General features: G+C 61.2%; 7 protein-coding genes. 2 read left to right on the top strand and 5 right to left on the bottom strand.

Annotation, left to right across the window (positions count from 1 at the left end):
* Positions 1–98 precede the first annotated feature (98 nt).
* From ACZ5WW_RS23810 to ACZ5WW_RS23795, 4 genes are all read right to left on the bottom strand, one after another.
* The gene (locus ACZ5WW_RS23810; RefSeq protein ID WP_377163636.1) at positions 99–3,449 is read right to left on the bottom strand and encodes a PVC-type heme-binding CxxCH protein; all 3,351 of its coding nucleotides are present in this window, start codon (positions 3,447–3,449) and stop codon (positions 99–101) included.
* Positions 3,450–3,587: 138 nt separating this feature from the next.
* Positions 3,588–4,406, bottom strand: coding sequence for a 3-keto-disaccharide hydrolase (locus tag ACZ5WW_RS23805; RefSeq protein ID WP_377163634.1), 819 nt, complete (start codon positions 4,404–4,406; stop codon positions 3,588–3,590).
* A gap of 397 nt (positions 4,407–4,803) precedes the next feature.
* Positions 4,804–6,000 carry a carboxynorspermidine decarboxylase gene (nspC, locus tag ACZ5WW_RS23800; protein WP_377163632.1) on the bottom strand — a complete coding sequence of 399 codons (1,197 nt, stop codon included), beginning with the start codon at positions 5,998–6,000 and terminating at the stop codon, positions 4,804–4,806.
* Between the two features lie 162 nt (positions 6,001–6,162).
* Positions 6,163–7,239 (bottom strand): sugar kinase, encoded by a 1,077-nt coding sequence (locus ACZ5WW_RS23795; protein WP_377163630.1) that lies wholly within the window; start codon positions 7,237–7,239, stop codon positions 6,163–6,165.
* An 86-nt stretch (positions 7,240–7,325) separates the two neighbouring features.
* On the opposite strand from ACZ5WW_RS23795, the gene ACZ5WW_RS23790 reads away from it, so the two are divergent.
* A complete protein-coding gene (locus tag ACZ5WW_RS23790; RefSeq protein WP_377163628.1) occupies positions 7,326–8,555 on the top strand; it encodes a serine hydrolase domain-containing protein in 1,230 nt (409 codons plus the stop codon).
* 15 nt (positions 8,556–8,570) lie between these two features.
* Here the strand turns inward: ACZ5WW_RS23790 and ACZ5WW_RS23785 are convergent, their stop codons facing one another.
* Positions 8,571–10,283, bottom strand: a complete 1,713-nt coding sequence (locus ACZ5WW_RS23785; RefSeq protein WP_377163626.1) for a chloride channel protein — start codon at positions 10,281–10,283, stop codon at positions 8,571–8,573.
* A gap of 176 nt (positions 10,284–10,459) precedes the next feature.
* Here ACZ5WW_RS23785 and ACZ5WW_RS23780 point away from each other — a divergent pair, with 176 nt between their 5' ends.
* Positions 10,460–13,213, top strand: coding sequence for a DUF6797 domain-containing protein (locus ACZ5WW_RS23780; RefSeq protein ID WP_377163624.1), 2,754 nt, complete (start codon positions 10,460–10,462; stop codon positions 13,211–13,213).
* Positions 13,214–13,314 lie beyond the last annotated feature (101 nt).

Below are 13,314 nucleotides of genomic sequence, written 5' to 3'. Positions count from 1 at the left end.
GGCTCTCCTCGATCAAGGTGCGCCGCCAGCAGCCCAGGAATCAAGCAACACGCATGCAAATGAGCGGCTCCTGATCACTTTGCCGAGAATCCCCGGCATCACTTGCCGAGCAGAAATGCCAGCAAATCCGCCATCTGCTCTTTTGAGATCGCAGCTTCAAGCCCCACAGGCATGAGGGTGTGGTCGAGGGATTTCATTTCCTTGATGACGCTGCGCTGTATGGTCTCCTTGGCTCCGCCCATCATGGCAAGGACGATGGCGTCTCCGGTTTCGCTTTGGATGAGGCCGGAGAGGGTGCGGCCGTCTTTGGTTTCGACGGTGTAGGCGCTCCAGCGGGCTTCAAACATGCGATTGGGATCAAGGATGTCTGAGAGGAGGCCTTCTGGGGGCTTCACTTTGACGTCGGAGAGCGGCGGGCCAACATCGACACCGAGAGAGCCGTGTTTGTGGCAGGTGATGCAGATGGTGGCGAAGACCTGCTGGCCTTTTTTGGCGTTCCCTTTCATGGTGGTGGCGACCATGTAGTCCTGCACGACTTTCGCGCGATCGCTGCTGGCTTCGCCAAAGATTTTCTTGGCGAGCGCGGGCATCTCGCCGGTGCCGCGCTGGTAGCGCCAGCGGGTTTCGACATCGACCCAGGCGGTGGGGAATTCGCCTTTCTCCATGCGCTTGAAGAGTTCGAGCGCGGTCGTGGCATTGGCGGTGAGGACTGGGACGAGGTCGCGCTTCAATGCGGGGCCGGCTTTCGGAAGGAGTTCATAGATGAGCGGAGCGGTGGTGGTGGCGGGGTATTTCCTTAGGAGGGCCAGCGCTGCGAGCGAGAGCTCCGGCGGCTGAGTGGTGGTGAGGAGGGTTTTTACCACAGGCTGCACGGCATCCCATTTGCGCTGGCCGAGGAGGGGCATGACGGCGAGGCGCTGATCGAGGGGGGCTTTGTTGTCGGCGATGATTGCGTCAATCTCGGACTGCAGGGTGGCGATTTCTTTGGCGGCGTCTTCGTGGCCTTTGGGAAGTTTGGCGAGGCCTTGCAGGAGAGCAGGTTTCCACCAGAGGAGTTTGCCGGGCTCTTTTTGGAGGAGGGAAAGGAGAGCGGTGATGTCTTCGGCTTCAGCATCAGCGATGGCACCCAAGGTAAAGGTGCGGATGGTGGTGCTTCGGGTTTCAGAGAAGGTCTTGAAGAAGTCATCGCCGAGGGAGCTGAGGATGCGGCCCATCTGCTTGCTGGCGGAGGAGGCGACCATCCTGGCCATCCATGGGTCTTCGGGATACTTCGCGATGAGAGCGCTGAGCTCCTTGGCATCGGTGATGGTCTGGGCTTTGAGGAAGGCCACGCGTTCGGCGTGTTCAGGCGGGACATCGCCCCAGCCGACTTCAGGAATGGCGTGGTATTTTCCGGGGGTTTTGGTGACGAGTTTTTTGGTGCCCTTTGGAACCACACGCCAGATGCGGCCTTCGTTTTCGCCCTGGCGCATGTCGTGGGTTTTGACGAACTCCTCGGGGAAGAAGCGGGCGTGATCGATCCAGCGGCGGTAGATGTCGCAGATATAGATGGCACCATCGGGGCCGGTGGTGAAGTTCACGGGACGGCTCCATTCATCGCTGCTGCGGAAGAATTCGGTGCGGTCGCCAACACGGGTGGCTTTGAGGGATGCGCCATTCGGCTCGATCTTATAACGGGTGACGAGCTGGCCGGTGGGATCTGGGACGAAAACGTTATTTCTAAGCTCGGGCATGAGCGGGCCGCGATAGACGCCGAGACCGGAGCAGGCGGTGTTTGTGCCGGCATGCGCGTCTGCAGTGGTGTGAGTGATCTGCAGGGGGAACACGCGAGTGTCTGCGCCGAAGGGCGCAATGTCCTCGAAGTTTTGCGTGATGCCGGCGTGGGGATTGCGCAGCATGGCCTCGTAAGGCATGACGGTAAACATCAGAGGATTGCGATTGGAGCAGTAGAAATGATGACCGTAGTCATCGAACGCGCCTCCGTACTGGCCTTTGCCGCCGGTGGGGGTGATCTTGTCGGTGCGGGGGTCCCATTTAAAATTGCTGCCGGGGATGTTCACGACATCGGTGGGATTGTCGGCGGGATAGATCTCACGGGCGTCGAGGCCGTTGTTGAAATGGATGCAGCCATCAAGGCCCCAGCGCGGGGCGCTGACCTGAAGCTGGGCATGCTTGGGATTGAAACCTTTGATGAGGGACTTGATCTCATCGGCCTTGCCGTCGCCATCGGTATCTTTGAGGAATAGGATCTGCGAACGCGTGGTGGCGATGAGGCCGCCATTGTAGGGGAGGAGGCCCTGAACGTTGTCCATGTGGTCGGCAAAGGTGACGGCCTTGTCCATGCGGCCGTCTCCATCCTCATCGGTGAGGAGCTGGATGCGGGAGAGCCAGGGATCGCCGGGGTTCGGCGGGCCGAGGGGGTAGTCGCGCATGTCTGCGACGTACATGCGGCCCTTGGCGTCCCAGGTGCATTCGACGGGATCGAGAACGAGGGGCTCGGCGGCGACGAGCTGCACTTCGTAGTCGCCATCGAGCTGGATGCGCTTGAGGGATTCCTCGGGGGAGAGGGCTTTGGACTGGCCATCGCGCACGGCACCGATGTCGCTGCCGCCGCTGGCCTGGATGGCGCTCCACTTTTCTTTGAACTCGCCGAGGGGGTAGAGTTCGTAACGACGTACGAGCATTTCCGCGCCTTCGGTCTGCAGGAGGATTTTGCCTTCGGCGGGTTTGCAATCGAAGGCTTCATTGACCATCGCGCCATTGACGAAGTATTGAAGGGTGTCGCCTTTGGCGATGACTTCGAGGCGGTTCCACTCGCCGGAGGGGGACTCGACATCTTCGCGGCCTCGGAAGCCGACTTTGTCCGCCCAGTCCACATCGCGGTGCTTCCAGTTGATGCGGCCTTTGGTGACGGTCTGGCGGGATTCGCCCTTCTTCCAGATTTTTTCCTTGTCGCGATCAAGCGCGAACTCGGCGGAGAGGGAGGTCGTCAGTTCGGTGCCGTCGGCGAGCTTGGGTGAGAGGACGAGGATATCGCCCACGCCGCCCTCGATAATCTGGGCCTCGATGCTGGCCATCCAGGTGTCGCTGTAAGCGCCATGCGGGCCGTAGGCATGGAGGAGGATGCCGTTGTCCTTGGCGGCTTTTTCGCGCTTGCCCCAGGTCTTGGTGCCCCACTTGAATTCGAGGACGAGGTGGTAGTCGCGGAAGTTTTCCTTGGTGGCGACGTAGCCGTAGCCGCGGCCGCTGATGTGGAAGGTGCCGTCTTTGTCAAAGGTCCAGATGTCCTTGGGGGCGTCATGGAAATCCGCCTTGGGATTGACGTGGTATTCCACGTTTCCAGATTTGATGACGTCGAGGAGGTTGATCTTCTGTTTGACGGGTTCGGCGGCGGACAGAAGTCCGGCGGCACACACGAAAAACACGGGGAGGAGTGAGAAGATGCGCATGAGATGATTACGACGTGGGTGGGCGTGTCATTACGGCCGGAGGCCACATGATGCAGACAGGATTGAGGGAAAACCGGGGGCTTTTGTGATGCGTGGCGCAGAGCGCTTTTTCCAGAGGGAGCTGAAGCTCCCGAGTACTTACTTCCCTTTGAACTCGCCGAGAGGATACAGCTCGTAGCGGCGCACGAACATTTCCGCGCCTTCGGTCTGCAGGAGGATTTTGCCTTCGGCAGGTTTGCAGTCGAAGGCTTCGTTCACCATCGTGCCGTTGACGAAGTACTGGAGCGTGTCGCCCTTGGCGATGACTTCGAGGCGGTTCCACTCACCGGAGGGAGACTCGACATCTTCACGGCCTCGGAAGCCGACTTTGTCCGCCCAGTCCACATCACGGTGTTTCCAGTTGATACGGCCAGCGGTGACGGTCTGACGAGGCTCGCCTTTCTTCCAGATTTTTTCCTTGTCGCGATCGAGCGCGTATTCGGCGGAGAGCGATGTCGTCAGCACAGTGCCGTCGGCAAGCTTGGGAGAAAGGACAAGGATGTCGCCAACACCGCCTTCGATGATCTGGGCCTCGATGCTGGCCATCCAGGTGTCGCCGAAGGCGCCGTGGGGGCCGTAGGCGTGGAGGAGGATGCCGTTGTCCTTGGCGGCCTTTTCACGCTTGCCCCAGGTCTTGGTGCCCCACTTGAATTCGAGCACGAGGTGGTAGTCGCGGAAATTTTCCTTGGTGGCGACGTAGCCGTAGCCGCGGCCGCTGATGTGGAAGGTGCCGTCTTTGTCAAAGGTCCAGATGTCCTTAGGGGCATCATGGAAATCCGCCTTGGGATTCACGTGGTACTCGACGTTGCCGGATTTGATGACGTCAAGAAGGTTGATCTTCGCTTTGACGGGTTCGATGGCGTGAATGAGGCCAACGGAGCAGACCGACAGCATGGACAAGAAAGGCAGGATGCGCATGAGGTGAGTATGGCGGGGGTGAGCGTATCATTACGGCGTGATGCAGCACGATGCAGACACGATTGAGGCCAAACTTGGTGCTTTTGTGACGGGACAGGGCGTGGAGGGAGCGGATGGTGCGCTTGCGCTGGCATCGCTACTCGATTGTGCGGGGCACGCGATTGAGGTGTGGCGTGGATACGAGCAGTATCGCTTCGATCAACCGCCCCGCTACAGGCTGAGATGGCTCCGCCATCTGGAGGCATTCAAAAATGGCTCTCGGCAACTCGACCGGAGCCGGCAGCTGCGCAGCCGCGAAGCATACCCAGTCCTGCAAGACGTGCGCTTTGGACTACGGAGCGATGAAGATTCGACGTTTTGAGAGCGGGCCAAAGCCCGGCAGCACGTTCATCCAGCCCTAAGAGAGCTTGTTGCGGAAGTCGGCGTAGCCGAATTTGCGAACAACGCGGTATTCCCGGGAGGCGGGATCGTAGATGGCGATGTCGGGATGGGGGACACCGTTGAAAGTGGTGGTTTTCACCATGGTATAATGTGCCATGTCCGCAAAGACGAGGCGCTGGCCGACGCGCAAAGGCTCAGGAAAGGAGAAGCCGCTGAGGACATCGCCGGCGAGGCAGGAGGTGCCCCCCATTTTGTACTCGTAGGGATGCTCTCCGGGGAGCCCTGCCCCGAAGATGTGAGGGCGGTAGGGCATCTCCAGGGTGTCCGGCATGTGGGCGGTGGCGGAGATATCGAGGATGGCGGTGGGCGTGGGGGCCTCGATGATGTCCTGCACTTCGGCAATGAGGTAGCCGGTGTTCAGGCCAGCAGCTTCGCCGGGCTCGATGTAAACGTCCTTGCCCCACTTCTCGCGGAAGGTGCGGAGGACGCGGATGAGAAGGTCCACATCGTAGTCTTTGCGCGTGATGTGATGGCCGCCGCCCATGTTGACCCACTGCACCTGCTTGAGGAGGCGGGGAAAGCGTTGTTCGACGGCCGCGACGGTGCGCTCGAGTACATCGCTGTCCTGTTCGCAGAGGGCGTGAAAGTGGAGGCCTTCGATGCCGGTGAGATCTTCGTCTTCGAGGAGGTCCGAGCGAATGCCGAGGCGGCAGCCGGGGGAGCAGGGATCGTAGAGAGACACCTCCACTTCAGAGTGTTCCGGGTTCACACGAATGCCGGGGCTGGGGGCGTGGCCGGTGGCGGCCTTGGCGGCATCCAGCATGGGCTTGAACTTCCGGAACTGAGCGAGGGAATTGAAGCTGAGATGATGCGAGATGGGGATGATCTCACGCATTTCATGCTCCTTGAAGGCCGGGGAGTATACATGCACCTCCTTGCCAAACTCCTGGGCCAGCAGCGCCTCATTCAGACCGCTGGCGCAGCAGCCGCTCAGATACTCCCGCATGATGGGGAACACACTGAACATGGAAAAGCCCTTCAGCGCCAGCAGCACACGCGCACCGGATTCGCTCTGCACCTGGGCGAGCTTCTCCATGTTTCGGCGCAGCAGTGCCACATCCACTACATACGCGGGTGTCTCGATGGCATTGATGTCAAAGGCCGGAAAAGGCTGCTCATAAACGTGCGGAGGAGTGAAGTCGGTGGTGGCCATTCAGGGAAATAACTGGGGCTGTAAAATAGGGAACGCCAGGCGCGGGAGACAAGCGGCAAAAATGACGAATAACGAAATCCGAATGACGAAATAAGTCCGAAACACGAATGTCGAAAACAACATCTCGACACTCGTCATCCGGATTGACTCATTCGTCATTTCCTATCGCTGCACCTTGGCGTCTCCGCCTTCGGCCAGTTTCTGGACTTCGGGGAAAGTAGCCATGCTGGTGTCTCCGGGGGTGGTCATGGCCAGGGCGCCATGCGCGGCACCGTAGTCCACCGCCTTCTGCGCGTCGTTTTCCACCAGCAGGCCGTGGATGAGACCGGCCACAAAGCTGTCACCAGCACCGATGCGGTCGAGGATGTCAAATCGCGGGTAGTTGCGGCTGCGGTGGAAGGAGCCCTTGTGCCAGCAGAGGGCACCCCAGTCATTGATGCTGGCGGTGTGCACGCGGCGCAGAGTGGCGGCGATGGTGTGCAGGTTCGGGTATTGCGCAGCGAGCTTTTCCATCATGGGGCGCAGCTTGGCGTCTTCAGCAGCGAAGATGTCGCTTGGATCTGTGGGCGTGGAGGAGGCGACAGGGGGATCATCGCTGAGCACGCCGATCATGACATTGACGTAGGGGGCGAGCTGGCGATTCAGTGCTTGGGAACCGGCAAAGCCGCCGCGCTCCTGCCAGAGGGACGGGCGGTAATTGAGGTCATAGCTCACGGTTACGCCGTGCTTCTTGGCAGCCTCGCAGGCCTGGATTGTGACCTCGGCGGTGGATTCGGAGAGCCCGGCAAAAATGCCGCCGGTGTGCAGCCATTTGCAACCCAGGGTGCCAAAGATGTAGTCAAAGTCGAAGTCGCCTGGCTTGATCTGCGAGGCCGCACTATGCCCGCGGTCCACGCTGCCTTTGGCGCCGCGCACGCCGAAGCCGCGCTCAGTGAAATTGATGGGGTTGCGCACACGCTTGCCCATACCGTCATACGGCACCCATTTGACGAGGGAGCTGTCCACACCGCCCTGAAAGATGAGGTCCTCGATGAGACGGCCGATTTCGTTGTCGGCAAACGCGGTCAAAATGCCGCTCCGCATGCCAAAGCAGCGACGCGCGCCGCGTGCCACATTGTACTCTCCGCCGCCCTCCCAGGCCGTGAACTGTCGGGAGGTGCGGACGCGTCCCTCGCCGGGGTCGAGGCGCAGGAGGACTTCACCGAGAGAGAGGAGGTCGTAGGCAGGTTGGGCGGGCATGAGGGCTAGATATGAAGCGCGGTGGGGCGGTGGCAAATAACTCCTCACTGGAAAATGCAGCCGTCGCAGATAAGCATGCGCGCACCATGAGCTCCCGCATCCTGACCGCCCTCGCACTCGCCGCCGTCTCCCTGCACGCCGCAGACACCTACTTCCCGCCACCCGACAGCGAAGGCGGCTGGCGCGAGGCCAAAACGGAGAAAGCATGCCGCGAACTCGCCGGCATGGACCTCAGTAAGATCGAGCCCGCCTACACCCTCTCCGAGCGAGCCACGGCGCATGGAGGGCTGCTGGTGGTGCACAAGGGCTACTTGGTGTTTGAAAAGTACTTCGGCCGCGCAAGCCGGAACTGCAATCCTGACATGGCCTCCACCGGCAAGGCCTTCTGCAGCATCGCCTGCGGCATCATGCTTCACGAGTTCAAAGACAAGATCCCCCAGGGACTCGATACCAAGGTCTTCACCGAGCAGTACCTGCCCGAAGCCTTTCCCCTCAATGATCCGCGCAAGGCCGACATCACCCTCGGCCAGCTCCTCTGCATGACCGGCGGTTACTGGGGCGAAGGCCAGACCCCCAGCGGCTATGTGAAAGGCGACCCCAAAACCCGCCCGCTCAAGCCCGTACCCGGCCAGAACATCAAGGACCTCGACAAGTCTTCCCTCAATGTCCCGCTGTGGATCGAGCCCGGTGGAGGCTACTCTTATTCCTCCCCTTCCCCGCACATCGCCAGCATCGTGCTCCGCCACGTCACCGGCATGGAGCTGAAGGACTACATCGACACCCGTCTCGCCAAGCCCCAGGGCTGGGGTGCCTGGGACTACTGCCTGCACCGTGGCGACTACGTGATGCCCCATGCCAACGGCGCTGGCAGCACCGCCCTGCATGCCACCGACGCCCTGCGCATGGGCTACTGCCTCGCCCACGGCGGCAAGTGGAAGGACAAGCAGCTCGTGCCTGCCGACTACATCAAAAAATGCCAGACCTGGAGCCCCTACAATCCGCACACGCCCTTCTCCCTCCAGTTTGAGCACAACGAAGACGGCCACGTGGCCGGTGTGCCCAAAGACGCCTTCTGGAAATCTGGCGCCGGCGGCTTCTGCCTCTACATCGTTCCCTCGCTCGATCTCGTCATCTACAAGCTCGGCGGCAAAGACGGCCAGTACGACCCCAAGCTCACCCTCATCCCCCAGCCCGAGCAGGATCACAGCCGCGACACCTGGCAGCCCAAGCTCGGCAACGGCTTCGACGAACCCGGCGGCGTCGCCAATCTGACCCGCGTCCTCGCCGCAGTTTGCGCGGCGGTGCGCCTCGACTGAGGGAGTCACATCCGCTCAATCCTGCCCCGCATTCCCATAGGCCAGTTGCGCGCGCAGCAGGTCGTGCAGCGTCACCACACCCAGCAGTCCCTGCTTCTCATCGCACAGCAGCACAATGCCTGCGCGTGATTCAATGATGCGCGACTGGATGGCACCGATGCTCTCCTGCGGCTCGGCCGTGACCGCAGGCTCGCACTCCGATGTCTCCTGGCTCAGCAGTGCACGCTCCATCTCACGGCGCGTCAGCAAGCCCGCCACTTTTCCATCCTTCACCACGGGAAAGCTGGAATAGGGATGCTTTTCCAGCACGGCGCGCATCGTCTCGCATCCTAGGTCCGGCAGCGACACAGGGTGGAAGTTCGCGATGCTGGACACCGGCATCTGCTGCCATGCACCGAGATCACGCGGCGGGATGATGTGGCTGAGGTGGTGGCCGTCCTGCTCCAGCACGGCCTCGTAAAAGTTTGCATGCATCATGCGGCGGCTGATCGCCTGGCTCACCAGCGCACCGAGCATGAGCGGCAGCACCAGAGAAAACTGGTGCGTCATTTCAAAGACAATCAGGATGCCCGTGACCGGCGCGCGCACCACCGCGCCCAGGCACGCACACATGCCCACCACCGCCAGCACCACCATGTCCGCCTCATGCAGCGGCAGCACCAGCCGCGCCAGTCCGGCGGCCGCCAGTCCCGCCATGCCGCCAAAAAACAGCGTGGGGGAAAAGATGCCTCCGCACCCGCCCAGCCCGTAGCACAGCACGGTGGCCAGCAGCTTGGCTGCCAGCAGCAGCGCCGCCAGCTTCCACTCCAGGTGGCCTGAGAGCGCATCTGAGAGGTCATGGTATCCCAGCCCAAACACGCCAAGACGCCCCGTGGCTTTCCACACCAGCACCCCCAGCACCCACGTCAGCAGCGCGCCCACCGCAGGCCGTGCCCACGGCGGCAGCGTCCGCTGCGTGCGCGACCACCCGCGCAGGCCCAGACTGCCCCGCTGAAACAGCAGCCCTGTAAACGTGGCGCACGCTGCCACCCACGGCGTCAGCACATACACCTGCCAGCCCGGTTCCTTCGTCACCACCATGCTGAAGGCCGGCTCCGCCCCCAGCGTGCCATGCACCACCAGCGCACCGATCACCGATGCCATGAGCACATTCCCCAGAAAGCGGCTGTTCAGATCTCCGATGATCTCCTCCAGCACAAACGTCACCGCCGCCAGAGGGGTGTTAAAGGCCGCCGCCAGTCCTGCCGCCGCGCCCGCCGCCGCAGGCATGCGGTGCTTCGACTTCACCAGCCCCAGCCGCGTGGCCATCACCGATCCCAGCGTGCCCGCCATCTGCACCGAGGGGCCCTCCCGCCCCAGGCTCATCCCGCTGCCAATGCTCAGCGCCCCGGCCACAAACTTCACCCACATGATGCGCGGAGGCGACCAGCCAAACTCCTTCCAAAAAGCCAGCTTCAGCTGCGGAATGCCGCTGCCCGCTGCAGCCGGACCCGCCACATGCAGCAGCACGCCCGAGGCCAGCGCCGCCGCCAGCATGAGCACCAGCGTACGCCACGCAAACGACTCCGGTGCCTGCACCGCCCAGGCCTCAAACGTGTGGCTGTAGAGCAGCTGAATGCACTCATGAAACGCCACCGCAATGCCCCCGCCCGCCACCCCATAGATCGCCGTCGCGGCATACAGGCGTGGACGTGGCGGCAGCTTGGCCAATAGGTTGCGGAGGCTCATCAGGACAAGAAGCATAGCCCCGCACACCGTCCACTCACGATCCCCGCATCAGGCTATTTTCAGCACGGCCTCACCTGCAAAAACGCCACAAACGTCCCGCACACCGCCACAAGTCACCCACACGCGAACAACGAAGATTGACAGATCCCCTTCCGCAAGCCTGTTCTCTCCCACCCATGAAGTCCCTCCCGCTCCTCGCGCTCCTGCTCACACTCACCACCTGCGCACTTGCCGCCGACAAGCCCTCCAAGCCCAAGGCAGCCGCAGCCGACGCGCCAACGACACCTTCACCCTGGGGCGACTTCGTGGAAAAAGACTTCCCCTTCTTCAGCAGCGTGCTGGATGCCCGGGAAATCGGTGGAGGCTTCCCGAAAGACAATCTGACCCCGCGAGGCATCATCCTCAATCTCGGCAACAACCTCTGGGCCTGCTTTGACACGGATCTGCTGCGCATCGCCGCCATCTGGGAAGGCGAACCCGGCAAGCCACCCGTCACGCCCGATGCGCTGGCACCAGGGTCGTACCATGTGGCGGGACAGAAGACGAAGGACGGGCAGGAGTATCTGCCGAAGCCGATTGGCAAGGTGTGGCTGGCGAATGGGATTTATCCGGGGTGGCAGATTGGGGAGACGCCGAACTTTGTGGATCCGCGTGAGGCGACGCCGAGTCCGGAAGAGGTGGGAAGAGGGCCGGTTGCTGGCTCGCAGTTCAAGGACATCCATTTCTCCTACACGCACATGACAGAAGAAGGAAAGGTCGGCAGCTGGTTTTTGGATTATTCGATCAATGGCGTTCCCGTCTCGGAAAAGATCGCCGTGATGTCGGTGTTTCATACCGACATACCAGAAAATCAGCCTTCTCTTAAGTTTGCAACCACACGCCAAATGAGAGTTGGGCCTCACACAAAGCCCCTTATTGCCATTTGCGGAAAATGCGAACCCTCAAGCGAGTGCAAAGCTTACTTTGTTGTCGGCGACAAAGGTAAACCCGCCGAGGCTCAACTCAAATCTTCCGATGGAATTCAATGGCTATGCCTGTCGCCTTCTAAGGAGCCAACTCAACTCTATGTCACGCACGAGACCAGCATGCTAGATCGGAAAAAATATCCGAATGCAGGAGCTGGTCGGCCATTTGGCAGTGAAATACCCGGAATATTTAACGGCGAACAAAGTACCACCGCCACACTCTCCACCAAACCCGACGCCTACGTTATCGACGAAATCCCGCTTCCCCTCGACAACCCCTGGAAGCGCAACGTCCGTCTCGCGGATCTCGCTTTCCTTAATGACCAGGGCGATGCCGCAGGCGTCACCTTCGATGGCGATGTGTGGCTGATCTCCGGCCTGAAGGGCGATCTCGAAAAAGTCACCTGGAAGCGCTTCGCCAGCGGTCTCCACGAGCCCATGAGCATCGTCGTGCGTGGTAGCGACATCCTCGTCTTCGACCGCAACGGCATCTGGAAGCTCGTCGATACCAACAACGACAAGGAGTGCGACCGCTATGAGATATTCTGCAACCTCTTCGCTCAAACCGCCGAGACGCGCGAGTTCCCCAACTCCATGAAGCTCGGCCCCAAGGGCGAGCTCTACATCTCCAAAGGCGGCCAGGAAGGCACCACCTATGGCAAGCACAACGGCACCGTCATCAAAGTGGCACCCGATGGCAAATCCATCGAGGTCATCGGCTACGGCCTGCGTCAGCCCTTCATCGGCGTGAATCCAAAAACGGGCCTCGTCACCGCCAGCGACCAGCAGGGCAACTACGTCCCCTCCACGCCGCTGCACATCATCTCAGACCACCACTTCTACGGCCACCTGCCCACCATCGCGCCCAAGGAGAAATACCCCGAGACCATCACCGAGCCCCTCACCTGGCTGCCGCATCCGGTGAACCCCAGCGGCGTCACCCAGACCTGGCTCATCGGCGCCAAGATGGGACCCGTGAACGACGAGCTCATCCACATCGGCTACAACCGGCCGGAGCTGTTCCGCGTGCTGATGAACACGCACTTTGAAAAGCCCCAGGCCGCCGTCGTCAGCTTCAACCGCAATTTCGACTTCCCCACGCTCAATGCAGTCGTCAATCCCGCCGACGGCCAGCTTTACGTCACCGGCTTCCAGGTCTGGGGCACAGTAGTGAAAAAGATCAGCGGCCTCGCCCGCGTGCGCTACACCGACAAGCCGCGCGTGCTCATCAAGGAAGTCACCCCGACAGACAAAGGCCTGCTCCTGCGCTTCAATGCCAAGCTGGACCCCACGCTGGCCACCAATCCCGACAGCTACAACGGCGAGCGCTGGAACTACAAGCGCACCTTTGAGTATGGCTCCCCGCACCTCAAACCCGACGGCAGCAGCGGCCAGGAATGGATGACCGCCAGCAGCGCCTATCTCAGCAAGGACGGCATGAGCGTGCTCGTCGGCTTCCCCGACATGAAGGCCGGCATCCACCAGATGCGCATCGGCTGGGGCCTCAAAAGCGCCGACGGCCTCAAGGCTGAAAACACCGCCTACTTCTCCCCCTGGGAACTCCTCACCTTCGACGCCAAAAAGGAAGGCTTTGACGAAAACCTCAAGGTGGACCTGACCCCACGCAAGGCCGTCGCCGCCACCACTGTGAAAGCCACAGCCGAAGAAGGCGAGCGCCTCTACCAGATGTTTGGCTGCATGGCCTGCCACAGCACCGACGGCACCCTCGTCGGCAAAGTCGGCCCCAGTTGGAAAGGCCTCTACGGGAGCGAGCGCGAAATCGCCAAAGGCCAGAAAGGCAAGTTCAAAGCCGACGAAGCCTACCTCCGCGAATCCATCCTCAATCCAAGCGCAAAGGTCGTGAAAGGCTTTGAGAAATTCGACACGGGAATGCCCATCTACAATGGCATCCTCAACGACTCCCAGATCGAAAGCCTGATTTTGTACATCAAGAGCCTGAAGTAGCGCACGCGTCCCACTTGCCAAGTAGCCCTGTTCCTGCGGAACAGGGAAACGCTCCGCTCATGCCAGGAGCCATTGAAAATAGGTCTGCATGCGCTGCACGT

The organism is Prosthecobacter fluviatilis, from assembly GCF_055388355.1.
This window is presented reverse-complemented; position numbering and strand designations above follow the sequence as displayed.